17 protein-coding genes, 1 pseudogene and 1 riboswitch are annotated in these 21,898 nt (G+C 67.4%); of the genes and pseudogenes, 9 read left to right on the top strand and 9 right to left on the bottom strand.

Annotation, left to right across the window (positions count from 1 at the left end; genetic code table 11):
* The 4 genes and pseudogenes from ACQG3P_RS16180 to ACQG3P_RS16165 form a co-directional block, all read right to left on the bottom strand.
* A pseudogene (locus ACQG3P_RS16180) lies at positions 1–369 on the bottom strand (Hemin transport protein); the annotation flags it as partial.
* A 5-nt stretch (positions 370–374) separates the two neighbouring features.
* Complete coding sequence (locus ACQG3P_RS16175; RefSeq protein WP_426805621.1) at positions 375–2,576, bottom strand: TonB-dependent hemoglobin/transferrin/lactoferrin family receptor; 2,202 nt, start codon at positions 2,574–2,576, stop codon at positions 375–377.
* Positions 2,577–2,737: 161 nt separating this feature from the next.
* Complete coding sequence (hemP, locus tag ACQG3P_RS16170) at positions 2,738–2,935, bottom strand: hemin uptake protein HemP (protein WP_068849295.1); 198 nt, start codon at positions 2,933–2,935, stop codon at positions 2,738–2,740.
* A 163-nt stretch (positions 2,936–3,098) separates the two neighbouring features.
* Positions 3,099–4,073: a potassium channel beta subunit family protein gene (locus ACQG3P_RS16165; RefSeq protein ID WP_426805620.1), complete on the bottom strand. Its 975-nt coding sequence runs from the start codon at positions 4,071–4,073 to the stop codon at positions 3,099–3,101.
* 203 nt (positions 4,074–4,276) lie between these two features.
* Here ACQG3P_RS16165 and ACQG3P_RS16160 point away from each other — a divergent pair, with 203 nt between their 5' ends.
* From ACQG3P_RS16160 to ACQG3P_RS16145, 4 genes are all read left to right on the top strand, one after another.
* The gene (locus ACQG3P_RS16160) at positions 4,277–5,575 is read left to right on the top strand and encodes a NupC/NupG family nucleoside CNT transporter (RefSeq protein ID WP_426805619.1); all 1,299 of its coding nucleotides are present in this window, start codon (positions 4,277–4,279) and stop codon (positions 5,573–5,575) included.
* 25 nt (positions 5,576–5,600) lie between these two features.
* On the top strand, positions 5,601–6,557 hold the full coding sequence (locus ACQG3P_RS16155; RefSeq protein WP_093536055.1) for a ribokinase: 957 nt from the start codon (positions 5,601–5,603) through the stop codon (positions 6,555–6,557).
* A gap of 432 nt (positions 6,558–6,989) precedes the next feature.
* Positions 6,990–7,982 (top strand): tRNA dihydrouridine synthase DusB, encoded by a 993-nt coding sequence (gene dusB / locus ACQG3P_RS16150; protein WP_426805618.1) that lies wholly within the window; start codon positions 6,990–6,992, stop codon positions 7,980–7,982.
* 19 nt (positions 7,983–8,001) lie between these two features.
* Positions 8,002–8,826, top strand: a complete 825-nt coding sequence (locus ACQG3P_RS16145; protein ID WP_068849287.1) for a methyltransferase domain-containing protein — start codon at positions 8,002–8,004, stop codon at positions 8,824–8,826.
* A gap of 101 nt (positions 8,827–8,927) precedes the next feature.
* Here the strand turns inward: ACQG3P_RS16145 and ACQG3P_RS16140 are convergent, their stop codons facing one another.
* On the bottom strand, positions 8,928–9,971 hold the full coding sequence (locus tag ACQG3P_RS16140) for a metal-dependent hydrolase (protein WP_426805617.1): 1,044 nt from the start codon (positions 9,969–9,971) through the stop codon (positions 8,928–8,930).
* Between the two features lie 257 nt (positions 9,972–10,228).
* On the opposite strand from ACQG3P_RS16140, the gene metK reads away from it, so the two are divergent.
* Both metK and ACQG3P_RS16130 read left to right on the top strand, forming a co-directional pair.
* Entirely contained in the window at positions 10,229–11,440 is a 1,212-nt protein-coding gene (metK, locus tag ACQG3P_RS16135) for a methionine adenosyltransferase (RefSeq protein ID WP_068849283.1), read from the top strand.
* A 71-nt stretch (positions 11,441–11,511) separates the two neighbouring features.
* Positions 11,512–12,015, top strand: a complete 504-nt coding sequence (locus ACQG3P_RS16130) for an acyl-CoA thioesterase (protein ID WP_068849281.1) — start codon at positions 11,512–11,514, stop codon at positions 12,013–12,015.
* Positions 12,016–12,043: 28 nt separating this feature from the next.
* Here ACQG3P_RS16130 and ppc read toward each other — a convergent pair whose 3' ends face one another.
* On the bottom strand, positions 12,044–14,752 hold the full coding sequence (ppc, locus tag ACQG3P_RS16125; protein WP_426805616.1) for a phosphoenolpyruvate carboxylase: 2,709 nt from the start codon (positions 14,750–14,752) through the stop codon (positions 12,044–12,046).
* Between the two features lie 124 nt (positions 14,753–14,876).
* Positions 14,877–17,399, bottom strand: coding sequence for a S9 family peptidase (locus tag ACQG3P_RS16120; protein ID WP_426805615.1), 2,523 nt, complete (start codon positions 17,397–17,399; stop codon positions 14,877–14,879).
* Between the two features lie 126 nt (positions 17,400–17,525).
* Positions 17,526–17,613: riboswitch (S-adenosyl-L-homocysteine riboswitch) on the top strand.
* Positions 17,614–17,645: 32 nt separating this feature from the next.
* On the opposite strand from ACQG3P_RS16120, the gene ahcY reads away from it, so the two are divergent.
* The 3 genes from ahcY (at position 17,646) to ybaK (ending at position 20,405) form a co-directional block, all read left to right on the top strand.
* Positions 17,646–19,091 (top strand): adenosylhomocysteinase, encoded by a 1,446-nt coding sequence (ahcY, locus tag ACQG3P_RS16115; RefSeq protein WP_426805614.1) that lies wholly within the window; start codon positions 17,646–17,648, stop codon positions 19,089–19,091.
* Positions 19,092–19,266: 175 nt separating this feature from the next.
* Positions 19,267–19,794, top strand: a complete 528-nt coding sequence (locus ACQG3P_RS16110) for a hypothetical protein (protein WP_320459131.1) — start codon at positions 19,267–19,269, stop codon at positions 19,792–19,794.
* 140 nt (positions 19,795–19,934) lie between these two features.
* Positions 19,935–20,405 carry a Cys-tRNA(Pro) deacylase gene (gene ybaK / locus ACQG3P_RS16105; protein WP_426805613.1) on the top strand — a complete coding sequence of 157 codons (471 nt, stop codon included), beginning with the start codon at positions 19,935–19,937 and terminating at the stop codon, positions 20,403–20,405.
* Positions 20,406–20,407: 2 nt separating this feature from the next.
* On the opposite strand, the gene ACQG3P_RS16100 is transcribed toward ybaK, so the two are convergent.
* Together ACQG3P_RS16100 and ACQG3P_RS16095 are read right to left on the bottom strand one after the other, a co-directional pair.
* Positions 20,408–20,965, bottom strand: a complete 558-nt coding sequence (locus tag ACQG3P_RS16100) for a DUF3228 family protein (RefSeq protein ID WP_426805612.1) — start codon at positions 20,963–20,965, stop codon at positions 20,408–20,410.
* Between the two features lie 40 nt (positions 20,966–21,005).
* Positions 21,006–21,884, bottom strand: coding sequence for a TIGR01777 family oxidoreductase (locus ACQG3P_RS16095; RefSeq protein WP_426805611.1), 879 nt, complete (start codon positions 21,882–21,884; stop codon positions 21,006–21,008).
* Positions 21,885–21,898: the final 14 nt, after the last annotated feature.

Below are 21,898 nucleotides of genomic sequence, written 5' to 3'. Positions count from 1 at the left end.
TCCCAGGCGCGTGGCCAGCCGGCGCCACAGGCGCTCGGCCACGCCGCCCTCATTGGCCGGCTCCGGGCGCGCCGGGAACGCCGATACCAGGCGGTCCCAGGCCAGGAAATCGCTGTCGGGCAGCAGGTACAGCCGCCAGCAACAGCGTCCGCGCGCATCGGAGAAGCACAGGCTTTCGCGGATGCCTTCGCTGTCCATGCCCTGGCAGGCATGGGCCGAAACGGCATGTTTCCAGCCGCCCAGCTCGCTGCTTTCGGGGCGGTACAGACACAGCACCGTGCCCAGTGCCGCCAGCTGTTCCGGGGATGGCAGCTGGCCAGGGCGCAGGTACCGGTCTGGGGTTCGCAGTGCGGAAAGGGCTCGGCTCATGATGGCTACCAGCTCACGGCAAGGCTGGCCGAGACGTTCCGGCCAGGGTTGGTGTAACGGTCGATCACCGTGCTGCTGGAGGCCAGCGCGGAGGTGATCGCGGAGTAATCGATGTAGGTGCGGTCGCCGAGGTTGAACACGCCGACGTTGACCTTGGCGCCGGGGGCGAAGTCCCAGTGCGCCACCAGGTCCAGCACCCCATAGCCGGCCGGGCGGAACGCGGTGGCGCTCGCCATGCGGTCCTTGCGCCTGGCGAACGTGCCCAGCAGCTCCACGCCCCACGCATCTCGGTCGAAGGCGACGCCGAGCGTGCCGCGCAGCGGATCGATCGATTCCAGCGGCACGTCTTCGGTCTTGTCCTGCCCGCGCGACCACGCTACCGCTCCGTTCAACGACCAGCCGGCCAGCGCGGTGCTGAGTTCGCCGAACTCGACCCCCGCCTTCAGTTCAGCACCGTAGATTTCCGCGTCGGCGATGTTCTGCGACTGGAACACGATCAGCCCCTGCGGGTTGATGCCGACCTGGCGCTGCGACTCGATGAAGTCCTTGTAGTCGTTGTAGTAGCCGCTCAGGCTTACGTACGCGGCCTTGCTGACATAGCGCAGACCCAGTTCCAGGCCATCACTGGTTTCAGGCTTGAGGTCGGGGTTGGGAATGGCGGTGTAACCGAACATTACGTTGGTGAAGCCCAGGTTGACGTCGTTGTACGGCGGCGAGCGGAAGCCGTGCGAGTAGCCGGCGAACAGCGACCAGTCATCGGCGAAACGCCACACCATGCCCAGCTTCGGCGACACGCTGGTCTTGGTCAGGTCCGACACCGGCATGCCCGGGTTGTCGGCGGCGAAGATCGGGTCCACGTCCGGGCGCAGTTCGTAGTGGTCCACGCGCACGCCCGGCACCAGCGAGAGGCGGCCATCGGCGAAGCGCATTTCGTCCTGCACGTACAGGCCCAGCTCGGTGGTTCTGCTGATGGGGAAATCGCGCACGGGGAACGCATCGGGCAGGATCGTGGTGCTGGTCTGGCCGTTGGCCAGGACCTGGTAGCCGTCGCGCTTCTGCCGCGTTTCGGTCCAGGTGCCATCGAAGCCATAGGTCAGCGCGTGCTCGACCGCGCCGGTCTGCAGCGCCTTGTGGAACACCGCCTGCAGGCCGTACACGCGCTGGTCGAAGTTGAATTCGCGGTGGCGCGTGCTGCGGTTGGCGCGCTGCTCATCGGTGCGCTGGGTGGTTTCGCTGTCCTGCCGGTACAGCTGCCAGGACAGGCTGTCGGCGAAGCCGGCGGCCAGGTTGTCCATCTCGTGCGCGAACGACACCCGCGCGCGGGTCTGGTGGTCGCGCGCCTGCATGCCGGTGGTGGTGGTGTGGTCGATGGCCGACAGCACGTCGGTGTCCACGCTGTCTTCGTTGCCTTCCACCGTCAGCCGGAAGCGCTGGTCTTCGCTCGGCGCATAGAACAGCTTGCCGAGCACGCTGCGGCCATCGCGGTCCTGCGGGTTGGCGGCGGTGCGGGTGCGGTCGCTGCTGCGCACATCGCCCATGCTTTCGGTTTCCTGGCCCTGGCGATGGTTGACGTTCACCATGCCGCTCCAATGGTCGCCGCCAAAGGCGGTGGTGGCGCTGCCCAGCAGGCCGTTCCATTCGCCGTCATAGCCGAATTTCAGGCCGACGTAGCTGTTCTTGCCGTCCTTGAGGTAATCGGCCGGGTCCTTGGTGACGAAGGCCACCACCCCGCCCAGTGCATCGGAGCCATACAGCGCGCTGGCCGGGCCGCGCACGATCTCGACCCGCTTGAGCGTTTCCAGGTCGGTGAAGTTGCGGTTGGCGTCGGAGAAGCTGCCGATGCTGAAGGCCTTGGGCATGGCGATGCCGTCGGTCTGGATCAGTACGCGGTTGCCATCCAGCCCGCGGATGCGGAACCCGCCCAGGCCGAAGCGGGCCGGGCTGCTGGTCACCGAGATGCCCGGCTCGTAGCGGACCAGGTCCTTGATGCTGCGCACAAGGTGGTCATCCAGCTGCTCGCGGTCGATCACATCAACGGTGGCGGCCACGTCGCTGAGCGCACGTTCGGTGCGGGTAGCGGTGACCTGCACGCGGTCGAAGTCGCGCGCGTCGGCACCGGCATCGGGGGTGGCAGGGGCAGCCGCGTGGGCGGCGGCCATGGGCAGCGCCAGCCACAAGGCAAGGCTCAGGGCGGTAGGACGGGTCATGTGGGTGGGCAGGGTCGGCTGGACGCGGAAGGAGACCCCCGACAGACGCCAGGGACCAAGCGGTCGCAGGCGACGTGCCGAGGGGGAGAGAGCAGTGAAGGCGGCAGGCCTGGGGAGCGCATCGCGGCCGCGCGAATGCACCCCGTGGGGGAGGCGGGCCGTTACTTGGTGAGGATCAGCTTGTCGTTGCTGGTGTGGCGCAGACGATAGAAGCGGTCGCCGTGCTGGATCAGGATTTCGCGGCGACCCTTGAGCAGGGCCTCGCTGTCGATCACTTCTTCGGCCGGAACGGCGCGGACCGGGCGGTCGCGCAGGGTCAGCGTTTCGGGGCGCAGCAGTACAGCGGCTTGAGTGTTCATTGTCTGGACTCGTGCGAGGGACGAGTTAGATGATAATGATTCTCAGTTCACAATCAACAACCATTCTCATGTTGATTGATGAAATTAATGATCGATTTTTGGAAATCGATTGATGCTGCCTATCGGTAGAGCCACGCAGGGCGTGGCTCTACCGGCCGTCAGGTCAGGGCGCGAAGACCGCCTCCACCCTGCTCCAGTCCGTTTCGGCCACCTGCTCCAGCACCTCGAGGGCGCCCAGGTTCTGCTCCAGCTGGCTGACCCGGCTGGCGCCGAGGATCACGCTGGAGACGTTCGGGTTGCGCAGGCACCAGGCGATGGCCAGCTGCGCCGGCGACTGGCCCAGCTCGGCAGCCAGCGCGCTGTAGGCGCGCACCTTGTCCAGCCGGGCCTCGGCCGAATCGCCCAGCACCAGCTCGCGGAGCCAACCCATCTGGGCCTGGCCCAGCCGCGAATCCGGATCGAACCCGCTGTTGTACTTGCCGCTCAGCAGCCCCGAGGCCAGCGGCGAGAAGATCGTGGTGCCCAGCCCCGGGTCGGCGTACAGCGGCGCGTACTCGCGCTCCACCCGTTCGCGGTGCAGCAGGTTGTACTGCGGCTGCTCCATCGTCGGCAGGTGCAGGTGGTGGCGGCGCGCCACGTCCACCGCTTCCTGGATCTGCGCGGCCGACCACTCCGACGTACCCCAGTACAGCACTTTGCCCTGCCGGATCAGCGCGTCCATGGCCAGCACGGTCTCGGCGATCGGGGTGTCCGGATCCGGCCGGTGGCAGTAATACAGGTCCAGGTAGTCCACTCGCAGGCGCTTGAGCGCGGCGTGGCAGGCATCGGTCACGTGCTTGCGCGAGAGGCCGTGCTGGGTCGGCCGGGGCTCGTCCACCGCGCCGAAGAACACCTTGCTGGACACGCACACCCCATCGCGGGGCAGGCGCAGGTCGGCGATCACATCGCCCATCACCTGCTCGGCGCGGCCGCGCGCATACCCCTCGGCGTTGTCGAAGAAGTTGATCCCGTGGTCCCAGGCACAGGCAACCAGGTTGCGGGCCTCGTCACGGCTGATCTGGTCGCCGAAGGTGACCCAGGCCCCGAAGGACAAGGCCGACAGCTTCAGCCCGGACGAGCCCAGGCGGCGGTAGTGCATGCGTTTTCTCCTGCTGGATGGCTGCGCCAGGACACCGGGGCGCGGCCGGAATGAGTCGCATCAGTGTATCGCCCGGCGGGCCCGAACCCCTGTGGATACTTGCCCGATCGCGGCCGATCGCCCCCCGCACGCTGCTTTTCCTTGCCCCGCCCCTGCCGCTGCTCTAGGCTTCCCGTTTTTCGCGGCGCCCTAGGGGAAGTCTGATGGTCGAAGGTTTGGGCAGGATTGGCTTCGGCCTGTTCGGGTTGGTAGTGCTGATCGGCATCGCCTGGCTGTTCTCGAACAACAAGCGTTCCGTCGACTGGCGGCTGGTGATCACCGGTATCACCCTGCAGATCGCCTTCGCCGCGGTGGTGCTGCTGATGCCCGGTGGGCGCGAAGCGTTCTCGCTGCTCGGCGACGGCTTCGTCAAGGTGCTCAGCTTCGTCAACGAAGGCTCGCGCTTCATCTTCGGCAGCCTGATGGACACCAACCAGTTCGGCTTCATCTTCGCCTTCCAGGTGCTGCCGACGATCATCTTCTTCTCGGCGCTGATGGGGGTCATGTACCACCTCAACGTGATGCAGCTGATCGTGCGCGGCATGGCCTGGGCGATCACCAAGGTGATGCGCGTGTCCGGCGCCGAAACCACCAGCGTCTGCGCCAGCGTGTTCATCGGCCAGACCGAAGCGCCGCTGACCGTGCGCCCGTACATCGCCAAGATGACCCAGTCCGAGCTGATCACCATGATGATCGGCGGCATGGCGCACATCGCCGGCGGCGTGCTGGCCGCCTACGTGGGCATGCTGGGCGGCAACGACCCGGTGCAGCAGGCCTTCTACGCCAAGCACCTGCTGGCCGCCAGCATCATGGCCGCCCCGGCCACCCTGGTGGTGGCCAAGCTGCTGGTGCCCGAAACCGGCACCCCGCTGACCCGTGGCACCGTCAAGATGGAAGTGGAGAAGACCTCCAGCAACATCATCGACGCCGCCGCCGCAGGCGCTGGCGACGGCCTCAAGCTGGCCCTGAACATCGGCGCCATGCTGCTTGCCTTCATCGCCCTGATCGCCCTGCTCAACGCCCCGCTGACCTGGTTCGGCGAAATCACCGGCCTGCAGGCCATGATCGGCCGCCCGACCGACCTGTCGACCATCTTCGGCTACCTGCTGGCCCCGATCGCCTGGGTGATCGGCACCCCGTGGGCCGATGCCACCACCGTTGGCTCGCTGATCGGCCAGAAAGTGGTCATCAACGAGTTCGTCGCCTATTCCAAGCTGTCCGAAATCGTCAACGGCCAGGTCCCCGGCGTGTCGCTGTCGGCTGAAGGCCGCCTGATCGCCACCTACGCCCTGTGCGGTTTCGCCAATTTCAGCTCGATCGCCATCCAGATCGGTGGTATTGGTGGGCTGGCACCGGAACGCCGCCACGACCTGGCCAAGTTCGGCCTGCGGGCCGTGCTGGGCGGTACCATTGCCACCTTCATGACGGCGACCATCGCCGGCGTGCTGACGCATTTCAGCTGATATCCGTTCCCGAGAAACAGTCTTTATGAGTAGCAGTGTCGTCGTTGTCGGTTCCTTCAACGTGGATCATGTGTGGCGTTGCGAATCGCTCCCGGCCCCGGGTGCGACCATCGCCGGCCGCTACAGCACCGGCCCCGGCGGCAAGGGTTTCAACCAGGCCGTGGCCGCCCGCCGTGCCGGCGCCCCGACCACGTTCCTGTGCGCCCTCGGCGATGACGCCGGCGGCGCCATGGCCCGCGGCCTGGCCGAACAGGACGGCTTCGCCCTGAGCGCCGAAGCCAGCACCGAGCCCACCGGCACCGGCGGCATCTACGTCGACAGCCGCGGCCGCAACACCATCGTGATCGGCCCCGGCGCCAACGCCGCGCTCAGCACCGCCTACATCGACCAGCAGCGCGCGCTGCTGGCCGGCGCCAAGGTCGTGCTGGCCCAGCTCGAATCCCCGGTTGAAACCATCGAAGCGGCCCTGGCCATCGCCCGCGAAGCCGGTGCCACCACCGTCCTCAACGCCGCCCCGGCCGACGCGCCCTCCAGCATCGGCCTGCTCAAGCTTGCCGACGTGCTGACCCCCAACGAAACCGAATTCGCCGCCCTGCTCGGCCGTCATGTCGGCGAACGCGTCGACGCCGACGACGTTGCCGCCCTCGACGGCGCCAGCCTGCACGCCCTGTGCCGCAAGCTGGTCGGCAACGGTACCGTCGTGGTCACCCTCGGCGCCGTCGGCGTTTTCGTCTCGCACGCCGAAGAGAACCTGCGCGGCGACACCCAGCCCTACTACCGCGTAGGCGCCGAACAGGTCCAGGTGCTCGATACCACCGGCGCCGGCGACGCCTTCAACGGCGCCCTGGTCGCCTCCCTGGCCCAGGACCCGGACGCCGCCTTCGCCCGCCATGTCCGCTTCGCCAACCAGTTCGCCGGCCGTTCCACCGAAAAGGAAGGCGCCGCCGTAGCGATGCCGCATTACACGCCGGCAGACGCATAAAGCAGCACGACCAACGGTCGTGCCCTACCAAAACCGGCGCCAAGGCGCCGGTTTTTTTTGCCGCTGCATTTGACGTTCGTACCGTCACCGACAATGTCTCAAAGGCAGGTCGGGGTGGGTTTGCGGGGGTGTGAGCCGCATGGATGCGGCGACCAAGCCCCCAAGGATGGGTTCACGGCGTCCCCCGCAAACCCACACCGACCTGCCAAGCCGTAGGACCCGGCAGAGCCGACGCCGTTGACGTTGCTCTTGATCTGCCTGTTGACCGAGTGAACTCCCAACCATGCCGCAGCCATGGGGGCGCAGGAAGCAACCGTCAAGCATCTGCTCATGCCCGTACAGCATCAGGGCCTTCCGGATCGGCCTGAATGTGGGGCCGGATCGCAGGGGTCTGCTTGGTTGCCGGCCATGGGCCGGCACTACAATGCCCGCATGCAGATTGGTCCCTACAACATCCAGCCCAACGTGGTGCTCGCCCCCATGGCCGGCGTCACCGACAAACCGTTCCGGCTGCTGTGCAAGCGCCTGGGCGCGGGTCTGGCTGCCTCGGAGATGACCATCTCCGATCCGCGCTTCTGGACCACCCGCAAATCCATCCACCGCATGGACCATGCCGGCGAACCCGACCCCATCAGCGTCCAGATCGCCGGCACCGAACCCCAGCAGCTCGCCGACGCTGCCCGCTACAACGTCGACCACGGCGCCCAGATCATCGACATCAACATGGGCTGCCCCGCCAAGAAGGTGTGCAACGCCTGGGCCGGCTCCGCCCTGATGCGCGACGAAGACCTCGTCGCCCGCATCCTCGGCGCCGTCGTCGGCGCCGTCGATGTGCCCGTCACCCTCAAGATCCGCACCGGCTGGGACTGCGACCACCGCAACGGCCCGCGCATCGCCCACATCGCCGAAGACAGCGGCATTGCCGCACTCGCCGTGCATGGCCGCACCCGCGACCAGCATTACACCGGCAGCGCCGAATACGAGACCATCGCCGCGATCAAGGCCGCCCTGCGCATCCCCGTGATCGCCAACGGCGACATCGACTCCCCGCAGAAAGCCGCCCACGTGCTCGCCCAGACCGGCGTGGACGCCGTCATGATCGGCCGCGCCGCACAGGGCCGCCCCTGGATTTTCCGCGAAGTCGCCCACTACCTCGCCACCGGCACCCTGCTGCCGCCGCCCAGCCTGCACGAAGTGCGCGACATCCTGCTCGGCCACCTGCATGCCCTGCACGACTTCTACGGCGAACCCCAGGGCGTGCGCATCGCCCGCAAGCACCTTGGCTGGTACGCCAAGGACCGCCCCGAGAATGCCGCCTTCCGCGCCGTCGTCAACCGCGCCGAAGACGCCGCAGGCCAGATCGCCCTGACCACCGACTACTTCACCTCACTGGCCGCCGGCGAACCGCTGTCCTCCGCGGCCTGATCCACCCCAAGTGACCGCCATGACCCCGATTGCCGCCCCCACCTACCTGCACGGCTTCTCCAGCACCGAACAGCATCGCCTGGTCACCCAGGCCCGCCTGCTGGAATCGTCCATCTTCAACAACATCGACTACAGCGGCGCCCAGCGCCTGCTTGAAGTCGGCAGCGGCGTTGGCGCGCAGACCGAGATCCTGCTGCGCCGCTTCCCCGAACTGCACGTCACCGGCGTGGACCTCAGCGAAACCCAGCTGGCCACCGCCCGCCAGAACCTCGAGAAAACCCCGTGGTGCAGCGAGCGCTACACCCTGCTGCAGGCCGACGCTGGCAACCTGCCGTTCGGCGCGCGCGAGTTCGATTCAGCCTTCCTGTGCTGGGTGCTCGAACACGTGCCCTCGCCGGCCCGCGTGCTCAACGAAGTGCGCCGCGTGCTGGTGCCTGGCTCGCCCGTCTACGTCACCGAAGTGATGAACGCCTCGTTCCTGCTCGACCCGTACTCGCCGCACATCTGGCGCTACTGGATGGCCTTCAACGACTTCCAGTACGACCATGGCGGCGACCCGTTCGTCGGCGCCAAGCTCGGCAACCTGCTGCTGGCCGGCGGCTTCCGCGACGTCCACACCGAGATCAAGACCATCCACCTGGACAACCGGGAACCGGCCCGGCGCAAGACCATGATCGCCTTCTGGGAACAGCTGCTGCTGTCGGCCGCCGATCCGCTGCTGGAAGCCGGGCTGGTCGACCAGGAAACCGTCGACGGCATGCGCCGCGAGTTCAGCCTGGTGCAGAACGACCCCAACGCCGTGTTCTTCTTCTCGTTCGTGCAGGCCCGCGCGACGGTTTACTGAAAGAATGGCGGGTACTGCTGACGGTGGTAGAGCCGACTGTCAGTCGGCTGCTCGCCGGCGCGCTGCGCGCAGCCGACTGACAGTCGGCTCTACCCGTTGGCTTACCGGTCCTGCGTCTGCGGGGCGTGCCAGATGCGTTGCCACATCGCCCCGAGGCGGCGCTTGGCGCGGGCCCGGCCCTGCTCGCCGTCGTACGCCGGGCGCAGCTGCTCGGGCGGGATCGCCACCCAACGCTCGCCCTCCGCACGTGCCACCGCGAAGGTGAAGGTGTAATCCGGTTCCAGCCCCATGCGCAGGTCACTCAGCTGCAGCTGGCCATCGACCACCTGCGCGCGCATGAAGCCCCGGTTGAACCAGTTCAACCGGGCAACGGCGGGAATGTGCGCGGCTTGGCGCAGCGCCTGCACGTTCGAGGGGAAGCCGCGGAACGTCATCGGGCCCCTGTCGGCCGCCAGCGAACGCTCGCCGATCACATAGCCGCTGGGCGTCATCGCCACCACCTGCCACAGCAGCGTGTTGAACGGCGTGGCGACCGAGAACCGGGGTGCATCGCCCAGCCCCATCGCCGCCAGCGCACGGTCGGCTTCGCGGTCGACCTGGTGCTTGGCCAGCAGCGACCAGCCCAGGTACCCGGTGCTCAGCACCAGCCCCGCCAGCAGCGCCTTCTGCGCCAAGGGGCGGCTGCGCGCAAACCATGCCACCGCGCAGCCCAGCAGCAACCACACCGTGTACAGCGGGTCGATGATGAAGACGCTGGACCACATCGTCGGCGGCGGGGTGAACGGCCACCACAGCTGGGTGCCGTACACCGTGAACGCATCGAGGAGGGGATGGGTGATCAGCGCCAGCAGGATCGCCCAGAACCAGCGCGCGGGTGCCTGCGCCACGCGGCCGTGACCAAAGCGTTTGAAACCCCACCAGATCAACAGCGCCACCCAGGGCAGCACCAGCAGCGAGTGGCTGTAGCTGCGGTGCTCGGTCATCAGCGCCACCGGGTCGGTGGCGGTGAAGGCCAGCAACAGGGCATCCAGGTCCGGCAGGGTGCCCAGTGCGGCGCCGGCAAGCAGCGCGGCGCGGCGGTGGCCGGCAGGGGCGATGGCGGCGGCTACGGCGCCGCCCAGTACGATCTGGCTTAGGGAATCCATCCGGCGATGGTACGGGACGGCAGCGGGTTTACGGGTGCAGCCGGGCGCAGGGTCATGGCGCGCGGGTTGGGCGGCGTTGTCACGCTGGTGGAACACTGGGCCCCGAGGCTGGGGGTCAATCGCGCTGCGGCGGCCTTTCACGGTGGGCACGCCGGCTTAACCACGGGCAACCCCCGCTGGGCCACAATGCAATGGCGCGACTTGCCGTGTATCATTCGCGCCCATCTTTCCATCCGAATCAAAGGATATTACGCCTGATGTCCAGCTACCTGTTCACCTCCGAATCGGTCTCCGAAGGCCATCCGGACAAGATTGCCGACCAGATCTCCGATGCGGTGCTGGACGCGATCCTTGCCCAGGACCAGCGCGCCCGCGTGGCCTGCGAAACCATGGTCAAGACCGGCGTGGCGATTGTGGCCGGTGAAATCACCACCTCCGCCTGGATCGACCTGGAAGCGGTGACCCGCAAGGTGATCCTGGACATCGGCTATGACAGCTCCGACGTCGGCTTCGACGGCGCCACCTGTGGCGTGCTGAACCTGATCGGCAAGCAGTCGCCGCACATCGCCCAGGGCGTGGACCGCAAGAAGCCCGAAGAAATGGGCGCTGGCGACCAGGGCCTGATGTTCGGCTATGCGACCAACGAGACCGACAGCTACATGCCGGCCGCGATCCACCTGTCGCACCGCCTGGTCGAGCAGCAGGCCAAGATCCGCAAGAAGAAGAACTCGCCGCTGTCGTGGCTGCGCCCGGACGCCAAGAGCCAGGTCACCCTGCGCTATGAAAACGGCGAAGTGTCCGCCATCGACGCCGTCGTGCTGTCGACCCAGCATGCCCCGGGGATCAAGCAGAAGGACCTGATCGAGGCCGTCCGCGAAGAGATCATCAAGCCGGTGCTGCCGGCCAAGTGGCTGCACAAGGGCACCAAGTTCCACATCAACCCGACCGGCAAGTTCGAGATCGGCGGCCCGGTGGGCGACTGCGGCCTGACCGGCCGCAAGATCATCGTCGACACCTACGGCGGCTGGGCCCGTCACGGTGGTGGCGCGTTCTCGGGCAAGGATCCGTCCAAGGTCGATCGTTCGGCAGCTTACGCGGCCCGTTACGTGGCCAAGAACGTCGTGGCCGCCGGCCTGGCCGATCGTTGCGAAGTGCAGGTCTCCTACGCCATCGGCGTGGCCGAGCCGACCTCGATTTCGGTCACCACCTTCGGCACCGGCAAGATCAGCGATGACAAGATCGAAAAGCTGATCCGCAAGCATTTCGACCTGCGCCCGTACGGCATCATCAAGATGCTGGACCTGATCCACCCGATGTACCAGCAGACGGCGGCCTACGGTCACTTCGGCCGCAAGCCGAAGGACTTCAGCTACCTCAACGCTGCCGGTGAAACGGTGAACGCAACGGCCTTCTCCTGGGAGAAGACCGACCGCGCCGCCGCCCTGCGCGCCGATGCGAAGCTGAAATAAGGGCCCCCCGCCCGCGCCGCAGGTGGACCCGCCGCCCCGCCACCGCGGGCCGTCGTCGTTACAATCCCTGCATGCCTACCGATATCAAATCCCACCAGCTGACCATGACCGTGCTGATGTCGCCGGAGATGGCCAACTTCTCCGGCAAGGTCCATGGCGGGGCGATCCTGCGCCTGCTCGACCAGGTCGCCTATGCCTGCGCCAGCCGCTATGCCGGTCGCTACGTGGTCACCCTGTCGGTGGACCAGGTGACGTTCCGCGAACCGATCGCGGTGGGCGAACTGGTCACCTTCCTGGCCTCGGTGAATTACACCGGCACTTCGTCGATGGAAGTCGGGGTGAAAGTGGTGGCCGAGGATATCCTCAAGCGCAGCGTGCGCCACGCCAACAGCTGCTTCTTCACCATGGTGGCCGTCGATGACGACGGCAAGCCGACCCCGGTACCGCCGTTGCAGCTGGAAACGAGCGACCAGCGCCGCCGCCAGGCCGCCGCGCTGCTGCGCCGGCAGCTGCGCGCGGAGATGGAGCAGCGCCAGCGCGAGTTGCTGGCGTCCAATCCGCCGTCGCCCGAGTAAGCGTCACGACCAACGGTCGTGACCTACCTCATCCCGTGTTCTGGACGCCCTGGGAGACGCCGTTGACGCACGCCACCAGCGCGCGCAGCACTTCGTCATCCTCGCCGCCGCTGTCGCGCCAGCGCCGCAGCAGGTCCACCTGCAGCACGCTGATCGGGTCGATGTAGGGGTTGCGCAGGCGGATCGACAGCGCCAGGCGCTGGTCGTGCTGCAGCAGTTCGTCCTGCCCGGTGATGGCCAGGATCTGCCTGCCGGTGAGCGCCAGTTCGTGCTGGATCTGCGGGAAGAACCGGTCGTGCAGCGGTCCGGCCAGCTGCGAGAACTGCTCGGCGATGGTGATGTCGCCCTTGGACAGCACCATCGCGATATCGTCCAGGAAGGTGCTGAAGAACGGCCAGTCGCGCGCCATCTCCTGCAGCGTATCCGCATGCCCGGCATCGATCGCCGCCTGCAGTCCGCTGCCCACGCCATACCAGCCCGGAATCACCGCGCGCGCCTGGCTCCAGGCGAACACCCACGGAATCGCGCGCAGGTTGGTCAGCGCCGCGTCCTGGCCGAGCCGCCGCGACGGCCGGGAGCCCAGCGTCATCCGCTCGATCACGTCGATCGGGGTGGCCTGGCGGAAGTACTGCATGAAATCGGGCTGGCCGACGAATGCCCGATAGGCCTCCGCGCTTTTCCGCGCGACCAGGTCCATCACCGGGCGCCACTGCGCCTCCCGCGGTTCGGGTGCACGCGGGCGCAGGCTGGAGCGCAGCACCGCACCGGTGGACTGCTCCAGCGAGCGCAGCGCCAGCGCGCGGATGCCGTACTTGCGGTGGATCACTTCGCCCTGTTCGGTCACGCGCAGGCGGCCATCGATGCTGCCACGCGGTGATGCATCCACCGCATCGGTGGTCTTGCCACCGCCGCGGCTGATCGAGCCGCCACGGCCATGGAAGAAGGTCAGCCGGATACCGCTCTCCGCGGCCACCTCCAGCAGCTCCACCTGGGCCCGCTGCAGGCCCCAGCGCGAGGCGGCGATGCCGCCGTCCTTGCCGCTGTCCGAATAGCCCAGCATCACCATCTGCACATCGTCGCGCGCGGCCAGGTGCGCGCGGTACACCGGATCGGCCAGCAGGTCGCGCAGCGTATCCGTGCCGCGCTGCAGGTCGTCCACGGTTTCGAACAGCGGCGCGATATCCAGCGGCACCGCACCGGCGTCGTCCACCAGTCCGCCACGTCGCGCCAGCGCCAGTACGGCCAGTACATCGCTGCGATCATGCGCCATGGAAATGATGTAGCTGCCCAACGCATCGGCGCCGTGGCGGCGGCGGGCATCGGCCAGTGCGGCGAACACCGCATCAAGGCGTTGACCGCCCTCTTCGGTACTGGCGGGCAGTGCCTGCTCACCGCTGGCGAACGGCGCCAAGCGCTGCGCGCGCGCGATCGCGTCGGCCGCGTCCCAGGCGTCCTGGCCATCCAGCACGCTGGCCAGCGCGCGCCCATGCACGCTCGACTCCTGGCGCACGTCCAGCCGCGCCAGGTGGAAACCGAAGGTGCGCACCCGCCACAACAGCCGGCGCACCGCGAAGCCACCGGCGTGGTCGCCCTTGTTGGCATGCAGGCTGTCGAGGATGAGCGTGATGTCCTCCTCCAGTTCCTGCGGCGAGGCGTAAGCGCCGTCGGTATCTTCCAGCGTGGCCTGCACCCGCGCGCGCATGCGGTCGTTGAGCAGGCGGTAGGGCATGTCGGCATGCCGCGGGCGCGAGACCACCTTCGGCAGCAGCTGCTGGTAGTGCGCCACCCGGGCCTGCAGCGCGTCACTGACCGCCACCCGCTCGGTGGACTGGCTGAGCAGGCTGGCCAGCTGCAGCAGGTCCTTCTGGTAACGGCCCAGCACGGCCTGGCGCTGCGCATCGAGGGTGTTGCGGATGGTGCCGGCATCCACGTTCGGGTTGCCGTCCATGTCGCCGCCCACCCAGGTACCGAAGCGCAGCAGCCGGGGCAGCGGCACGCTGTCGCCGTAGGTATCGAGCAATGCCTGCTGCAGCGATTCGTACAGCACCGGGATTACCCGGTACAGCACCTGCACCAGGTAGAAGCCGACGTGTTCGCGCTCGTCGTCCACGGTGGGACGCACCGGTGAGGAATCGGTGGTCTGCCAGGACGCTGTGAGTGCCATGCGGAAGCGCGCCGCATCGGCCGCGGCTTCGCCCGGGGTGCGCTGGCCGTCGAGGTTGTCGACCAGGCTGGCCACCATCAGCTGTTCTTTTTCCAGCAGTGCGCGGCGCACCGCCTCGGTCGGGTGCGCGGTGAACACCGGCTCGATGTCGATGCGCGGCAGCCAGCTGGCCAGCTCCTCCAGGGTGACGCCCTGCGCCTTGAGCTGCTGGAGTGCGTCCTGCAGGCCATCGGGCTGCGGCGCGGTGCCTGCACGCTGGTAATCGCGACGGCGACGGATGCGGTGCACCCGCTCGGCGATGTTGACCACCTGGAAGTAGGTGCTGAACGCACGCACCATCGCTTCGGCGCGTTCGGGCGGCAGCCCGGTCAATGCATCGTTGAGATCGGACAGCGGCGCCTCGCTTTCACGGCGCGCGATGGCGCGGGTACGCACCTGTTCCACATCATCGAAGAACTGCGTGGAGACCTGCTCGGCAAGCAGGTCGCCGACCAGTGCGCCGAGTCGGCGCACGTCGTCACGCAGGGGAATGTCGGGGGTGGCAAAGACGATGCTGCTGCGGTACTCGTTCATCTGCGACGCACTGGCCTCGGGAACGGAATCGCATCAAGCCTAACCCAGATTGCGCGGCAATCCCTGCCGCGCAAATGGTTTCAATTGCATGTGTTGCATCCGCCGGGCAACGCCCGGCGCGGCATCATTTGATCTTCATGCCCGGCCCGATGGTCTGCTCCAACCACCGCTCGCTTTCCGCCAGCATGGTCATCAGCGACTCACGCGCGCGGTAATGGTGCGACTCGTTGGGCAGCATCACCAGCCGCGCCGTACCGCCCAGCCCCTTCACCGCCGCGAACATGCGCTCGCTCTGGATCGGGAACGTACCGGAATTGTTGTCGTCCCCGCCATGGATGAAGAGGATCGGATCCTTGATCCTGTCGGCGAAGTTGAACGGCGACATCTTCAGGTACACGTCCTGCGCCTGCCAGAAGTTGCGCTCCTCAGCCTGGAACCCGAACGGGGTGAGCGTGCGGTTGTACGCACCGCTGCGCGCGATACCGGCCTTGAACAGCCGCGTATGCGCCAGCAGGTTCGCGGTCATGAACGCCCCGTACGAATGCCCGCCAATGGCGATGTGCTCGCGGTCGGTCACCCCGCGCCGCACCACTTCATCCACCGCTGCTTCGGCGTTGGCCACCAGCTGGGGCAGGTAGGTATCGTTGGGTTCCTTGTCGCCTTCGCCGATGATCGGCATCGACGGACTCACCAGCACCGCATAGCCCTTGGCCAGGAACGCCTGCGGGCCCCAGTAACCGATGGCGTTGAAACGGTAAGGCGAATCGGTCACCTGGCTGGCCGCCGCAGCGGTCTTGAACTCACCCGGGTAGGCCCACATCAGCATCGGCAACGGGCCATCCTTCCTGGCGTTGTAGCCCGGCGGCAGCATCAGCGTCGCGGTCAGGTCGACACCGTCGTTGCGCTTGTAGCGGATCTGTTCCTTGCTCACCCCGCGCAGCTGCGGCAGCGGATGCTCGAAGCGGGTCAGCGCGCGCGGCGCGGCGGTGGCATCGGCCAGCGACTGTACGAAGTAATTGGCCGGCGTATCGGGCGACTCGCGGGTGAGCAGCACCGAGGTGCCTTCCTGGTCGAGCAGTGCCTGCGGCAGCGAATAGGTCGGCGCCTGCGAATGGAACAGACGGGTGGCGGTGCGGCTCTCAAGGTCGAAGCGGTCCACGAACGGTCGGTCGCCTTCCGGCGAAGCACCCTGGCCGATCAGGAAGATGCTGCGCCCATCGGCGGTGATCTGCAGGCGCGAACGCCCGTTCACATCGCGCACCAGCGCCGGCTTGCCGGGATCGTTGTAGCGGTCCTGCGATGAGCGCTCGGACAGCAGCTGCGGGGCCTGGTCGAGCTGGTCCGGCGCGATTCGCCACTGCTTGACCACGCGCGATTTCCACCACGACTCGTTGAGCAGCGCCAGGTCGCCCCGGCCCCACTGGATACCGGCATAGCGGCTGCCCAGCTGCGCCAGCGTCACTGGCGGCGCCTCAAACGGCGCGGCCTGCATCAGCACCGCATCGCGCACCTTGGAATCGCGGGCCGGATCGCCGCCGTCCTGCGCCTCGGCCCAGACCAGCGTAGCCGGCGCATCGGCGCGCCAGCTCACCTCGCGCACCCCGGTCGGCACCGCGTCGTTACCGGTGGGCAGGCCCTCCACCAGCGGCAGGGTGGCCACGGTGTGCTGCAGCCGGCCATCAGCGGCGGACAGCACTTCGATGCGGCGCGGGAAATCATCGGCCGGCACCAGGTAGGAATACGGACGCTGCACGCGCTGGGCCAGCACATGCTGCCCGTCGGGCGAGATGCTGACGTCCAGGTAGACGCCAGCGGTGGACAGCGGCGCGGTCACGCCATTGAGCGCCACGCGCACCGGCTGCGAGCTGGCGTAATGATCGAACAGGCGCGCATCGGCTTCGTTGCTGAGCAGGTCCTGGTAGGTGCGGATCGCACGCACGCCGGCGTCGGCCTGGGTCTGCTGGATCGCCGGGCCGGTCGGGATGCCGCCGGCGGCGGGCGCCGGGCCCTGGCCCTTGACCTGCTGGGTGACCACCAGCCCGCGGCTGTCGGGCAGCCAGTCGTAGCCGCTGCCGAACACGGTGTTGAGGTCGGCCAGCAGGCGGCGCGCCGTGCCGCTGGCCACGTCGATGATCCACAGCTCATTGGCACCGCTGGCGGCATGCACCTGGTTGAAAGCCAGGTACTGCTGGTCCGGCGACCACGCCAGCGAGGCCACCGACAGCGGCTGCGGCAGGCCGGTGATCTGGCGCTCCTTGCCGTCGGCGATGTTCATCAGCCACAGCTTGTCGGCGAAGATGAAGGTGCTGGCCGAATACGTGGCCGGGTTGATCCGCACGCCGGCCAGCTTCAGCTCGGGCTGGGCCACCTCGTTGATCGAAGGGAGCGGCGGGGTCTGCAGCAGGGCGGCGATATCGCGGCGCGGCGACAGGCTGAGGGTGGGCGCCCGCGGGGCGTTGGCCACCGCCTGCAGCGCCGCCGACGGCAGCTGGTAACCCTGCCCGGCCGGGGCCGCAGTGGCCTGGGGCGCCTTTTTGCCGGCCGTAGGCGTTGCCGCCAGCGCCAGCGGCGCCACCGCCAGCAGGGCCATGCCCACCATCAGCCGGCTGCTCCAGCGCGCGCGGCGCGTACGGTCAGTGCCTGTCATCTTCCCACCCCATCCTGTGCAAACCTTGGACCTTAACAGCGGGGCGCGATTTGCCCCCCTGCCGATGGTTGGGGGCGTGCGCCGATTCATGCCCGGGCGGTGCGCCGGGATATAATGGGCATCCCCTCCACCGAGGGGCGCTGCGACCGCTGCCGGACCTGTTCCGCACGGCCAGGCTCGGTGGCAGGGCTGGTTCCAACGGCGCCCGGCGAAGACGAGCCATTCGTCCATTACCGGAGCTTTTGCATGAACGCTGTTGCCAAGACCTTCTCCACCGAAGGTGATTACAAGATTGCCGATATCTCGCTGGCCGACTGGGGCCGCAAGGAACTGGATATCGCCGAGCACGAAATGCCGGGCCTGATGTCGATCCGCCGCAAGCACGCCGCCACCCTGCCGCTGAAGGGCGTGCGCGTGACCGGCTCGCTGCACATGACCATCCAGACCGCCGTGCTCATCGAAACGCTGAAGGACATCGGCGCCGACGTGCGCTGGGCCTCGTGCAACATCTTCTCCACCCAGGACCATGCCGCTGCGGCGATCGCCGCGTCGGGCACCCCGGTGTTCGCCTGGAAGGGCGAGTCGCTGGAAGAGTACTGGGACTGCACCCTGGACGCGCTCACCTTCACCCTGCCCGACGGCACCCTGACCGGGCCGGAGCTGGTGGTCGATGACGGTGGCGATGTCACCCTGCTGATCCACAAGGGCTATGAGCTCGAAAATGGCAGCACCTGGGTCGACGAAAAGGCGGCCTCGCACGAAGAACAGGTCATCAAGGACCTGCTCAAGCGCGTGGCCAAGGAACGCCCGGGCTACTGGTCCCGCGTGGTCAAGGACTGGAAGGGTGTTTCGGAAGAAACCACCACCGGCGTGCACCGCCTGTACCAGCTGGCCCAGGCCGGCACGCTGCTGATCCCGGCGATCAACGTCAACGACTCGGTCACCAAGTCCAAGTTCGACAACCTGTACGGCTGCCGCGAGTCGCTGGCCGATGGCCTCAAGCGCGCGATGGACGTGATGCTGGCCGGCAAGGTCGCCGTGGTCTGCGGCTACGGTGACGTGGGCAAGGGCTGCGCCGCGTCGCTGCGTGCCTACGGCGCGCGCGTGGTGGTGACCGAAATCGATCCGATCTGCGCCCTGCAGGCGGCGATGGAAGGCTTCGAGGTCAACACCATCGAATCCACCCTGGGCCGTGCCGACCTGTACGTCACCACCACCGGCAACAAGGACATCATCCGCATCGAGCACCTGAGCGCGATGAAGGATCAGGCGATCGTCTGCAACATCGGCCACTTCGACAACGAAATCCAGGTCGATGCGCTGGTCGGCTTCCCGGGCGTGCAGCACATCAACATCAAGCCGCAGGTGGACAAGTACGTGTTCCCGAACGGCAACGCGATCTTCCTGCTGGCCGAAGGCCGCCTGGTCAACCTGGGCTGCGCCACCGGCCACCCGAGCTTCGTGATGTCCAACTCGTTCGCCAACCAGACGCTCGCGCAGATCGACCTGTGGGCGAACAAGGACAGCTACGAGAAGAAGGTGTACCTGCTGCCGAAGAAGCTGGACGAGGAAGTGGCGCGCCTGCACCTGGAAAAGATCGGCGTGAAGCTGACCACCCTCACCAAGGAACAGGCCGATTACATCGGCGTGCCGGTGGAAGGTCCGTTCAAGCCGGAGCATTACCGCTACTGATCGGACGTTTGCCGACTGACAGTCGGCACTACCGGTCGGACGGTTGCCGACTGACAGTCGGCACTACCGGATACCACGGGCGCCTTCGGGCGCCCGTTTTCGTCATGCGAGCTTCACATCCGCGCCGGGATCATCAGCGCGCGGGGGAATATCTGGGTGCATTCCGGAGATTTCCATGAATATCAAGTTCCTAGTTCCCGCACTGCTGGTGCTGTGCGGTGCCGCTTGCATGTCCCCCGTCCACGCCGCCGACTATCGGTGCATGGTGTTTTCCGGTGCAGATGGCAAAACGCCGGAAGCGAGCTCCAACGCGGACGGGAAATACGCCATCAAGGCGGCCGACCTGAAAGCAGCGGAGGCCGGTGCCCTGGCTGCCGCCACGCGCTACAAGAAGAACAGCGTCACGCTGACCAAGGCCCAATGCGATGCGGTGGCAGGGGCATCGAGCACGGCAACGTCGGCACCGGCCACGACAACCGATCCGACGCCAACGGCTCCATCTGCCCCAGCGACAGGTGCAACCAAGGACTACCGGTGTGCCGTGCACGATGCGGACGGCAATGTGCTCAAGGGCGAGGCGGAGGGTTACTTCCAGGTCGCTGCCAGCAACGGTGACGTGGCCGATGGCTTGGCAAAAGCCAAGGCGGAAGCGAAGTACGGGGCCGGGAAGGTCGACCATGTCGATTGCGCGCCCATGGGTTGAGGTTGCATTCCTGCTGCTGGCGGCCCCAGTGCCGGCAGCAGCGGGATAGACCCCTACCTGGAACCGCCCCCGATAGTCCGGGTCAAGATTCTGCGGTCGCGCCCACGCTAAGGTAGTGCGACCACGCCAGCTGCATGACCATGACCCCGGCCATCAATCTGCTCAAGAAGCACGGTATCGCCCACCGCGTGCTTGCCTACCACCATGATGCCAACGCCGCCTCCTATGGCGGCGAAGCGGCGGAGCAGCTGGGGCTGGACCCCGCACTGGTGTTCAAGACCCTGCTGACCAGTACCGAAAAGCACGAGCTGCTGGTGGCGATCGTGCCGGTCAGCGGCACGCTGGACCTGAAGGCGCTGGCCGAGGCGGCGGGCTGTAGAAAGTGCGAGATGGCGGCGGTGGACGCGGCACAGCGCGCCACCGGCTACCTGGTCGGCGGAATCAGTCCGCTGGGCCAGAAGAAGAAGCACCGCACCTTCATCGATGCCAGCGCGCAGGCGCTGCCGGTGATGCACGTCAGCGCCGGCCGACGCGGGCTCGAGGTGGCGTTGGCGCCGGCCGATCTGGTCGCGCTGACCGAAGCAGAAATGGCGGGTATCGGTCGGCCGTAACCTTACGGCCGCCAGTTCGCGTGGCTTTCCCAGTACGCCACGGCGCGCTTGTAAGCCTCACGATCCAGCGGCACACCGGAGCCGCCCTCTTCCACCCCCAGCGCATTGCGCATCATGGTGATCGGCGCCATCGGCACTTCTTCCGGTTCGGCGGTGTAGATGCAGCCGACGATGCCCCAGTCCGCTTCGATCGGCGAGCCTTCCTTCTCCAGTTGTTCTGCGCTGTACAAAATCACCACCAGATAGTTCGCGCGCGGCGACTGCACGCCCTCGAACCAGCGCACCAGCACCGGCAGTTCGTCGCGGTTGCGCGCCTCATAGGCGCTGCGCAGCTGGTGGCGGTTGGCATCGGTGACCGGCACGGTCAGGCAGCGCGTGGAGGTCCAGTTTTCATACACGAACAGCTTGCAGAATGGCGCGTAGCCATCGAGCACCTTGAACGGCGCGTGCGCGTTGAGGTGCGCCTGGAACTGCTCGGCGGTGCAGTCCTGGATGGTGTTGCCACGGGGCACGCGCGGGAACAGACGCGGGCGGGCGAATTCGGTGAGGACAATCGACATGGCGTACGCAGCTGGAGACAGGTGCACAGGGTAACCGGCCTCAGCCGAGGATCGCGCGCAGGGCCGCTTCCAGCGTCGGGTAGCGGAACCGGTAGCCTTCCTGCAGCGCGCGCGCCGGCACCACGTTCTGCCCGGTCAGCAGCAGGCCCGCCATCTCGCCGAAGGCCAGTTTCAATGCGAATGCCGGCGTCCGCACCCATGCCGGCCGCTTCAGCACATGCGCCAGGGTGCGGGCGAATTCCGCATTGGTGACCGCCGCCGGCGCGGTGCCGTTGCAGGCGCCACGTGTTTCGGGATCGGCCAGCAGCCACAGGATCAGCCCCACCAGGTCGTCGCGATGGATCCAGCTCATCCACTGCATGCCATCGCCCATCGGCCCACCCGCGCCGATCCGGAACGGCGGCAGCATGCGCGCCAGCGCACCGCCCTGGCGGTCGAGCACGATGCCGGTGCGCAGCAGGCAGGTGCGCACGCCCAGGTCTTCGGCCTTCAGCGCCTCGGCCTCCCACCGCCGGCACAGCATGGCGGCGAAGTCATGCCCGGGCGAGGCCGATTCATCCAGCGGGGTGGCATCGCGCGGCCCGTAGTAGCCGATCGCCGAGCCGGACACCAGTACCTGCGGGCGGATCGGCAACCCGCGCATCCAGTCCAGCAGGGCCCGTGTGGTGTCGATGCGTGACTCCAGCATGGCCTGCTTGCGCGCCGGGTTCCAGCGGCCTTCCACCAGCGGTTCGCCCGCCAGGTTCACCACCGCGTGCACCGGGCCCACATCGCCCAGTGCACCGACGTACTGCACCCCGGCTTGGCCGGGCCGGCCCGGGCTGCGGGTCAGCACCGTGACCCGGTGCCCGGCCGCCAGCAGCCGCTGGCACAGGCGCTGGCCGATGAATCCGGTGCCGCCGGTGATCAGGATGTCCATGCGTGCTCTCCTTG

Source organism: Stenotrophomonas sp. SrG (assembly GCF_050031795.1).
Taxonomy (GTDB): domain Bacteria; phylum Pseudomonadota; class Gammaproteobacteria; order Xanthomonadales; family Xanthomonadaceae; genus Stenotrophomonas; species Stenotrophomonas rhizophila_A.
Note: the sequence above shows the minus strand (reverse complement) of the source record. Positions and strands in the feature narration are given on the sequence as shown.

Bases quoted from the DNA above. Each gene is read 5' to 3' on its own strand.
- ACQG3P_RS16155 (WP_093536055.1), top strand. From the start codon at position 5,601: ATGAGTAGCAGTGTCGTCGTTGTCGGTTCCTTCAACGTGGATCATGTG.
- ACQG3P_RS16175 (WP_426805621.1), bottom strand. From the start codon at position 2,576: ATGACCCGTCCTACCGCCCTGAGCCTTGCCTTGTGGCTGGCGCTGCCC.
- metK (WP_068849283.1), top strand. From the start codon at position 10,229: ATGTCCAGCTACCTGTTCACCTCCGAATCGGTCTCCGAAGGCCATCCG.
- ppc (WP_426805616.1), bottom strand. From the start codon at position 14,752: ATGAACGAGTACCGCAGCAGCATCGTCTTTGCCACCCCCGACATTCCC.
- hemP (WP_068849295.1), bottom strand. From the start codon at position 2,935: ATGAACACTCAAGCCGCTGTACTGCTGCGCCCCGAAACGCTGACCCTG.
- ACQG3P_RS16165 (WP_426805620.1), bottom strand. From the start codon at position 4,073: ATGCACTACCGCCGCCTGGGCTCGTCCGGGCTGAAGCTGTCGGCCTTG.
- ACQG3P_RS16160 (WP_426805619.1), top strand. From the start codon at position 4,277: ATGGTCGAAGGTTTGGGCAGGATTGGCTTCGGCCTGTTCGGGTTGGTA.
- ahcY (WP_426805614.1), top strand. From the start codon at position 17,646: ATGAACGCTGTTGCCAAGACCTTCTCCACCGAAGGTGATTACAAGATT.
- ACQG3P_RS16100 (WP_426805612.1), bottom strand. From the start codon at position 20,965: ATGTCGATTGTCCTCACCGAATTCGCCCGCCCGCGTCTGTTCCCGCGC.
- ACQG3P_RS16095 (WP_426805611.1), bottom strand. From the start codon at position 21,884: ATGGACATCCTGATCACCGGCGGCACCGGATTCATCGGCCAGCGCCTG.
- ACQG3P_RS16110 (WP_320459131.1), top strand. From the start codon at position 19,267: ATGAATATCAAGTTCCTAGTTCCCGCACTGCTGGTGCTGTGCGGTGCC.
- ACQG3P_RS16120 (WP_426805615.1), bottom strand. From the start codon at position 17,399: ATGACAGGCACTGACCGTACGCGCCGCGCGCGCTGGAGCAGCCGGCTG.
- ACQG3P_RS16140 (WP_426805617.1), bottom strand. From the start codon at position 9,971: ATGGATTCCCTAAGCCAGATCGTACTGGGCGGCGCCGTAGCCGCCGCC.
- dusB (WP_426805618.1), top strand. From the start codon at position 6,990: ATGCAGATTGGTCCCTACAACATCCAGCCCAACGTGGTGCTCGCCCCC.
- ACQG3P_RS16130 (WP_068849281.1), top strand. From the start codon at position 11,512: ATGCCTACCGATATCAAATCCCACCAGCTGACCATGACCGTGCTGATG.
- ybaK (WP_426805613.1), top strand. From the start codon at position 19,935: ATGACCCCGGCCATCAATCTGCTCAAGAAGCACGGTATCGCCCACCGC.
- ACQG3P_RS16145 (WP_068849287.1), top strand. From the start codon at position 8,002: ATGACCCCGATTGCCGCCCCCACCTACCTGCACGGCTTCTCCAGCACC.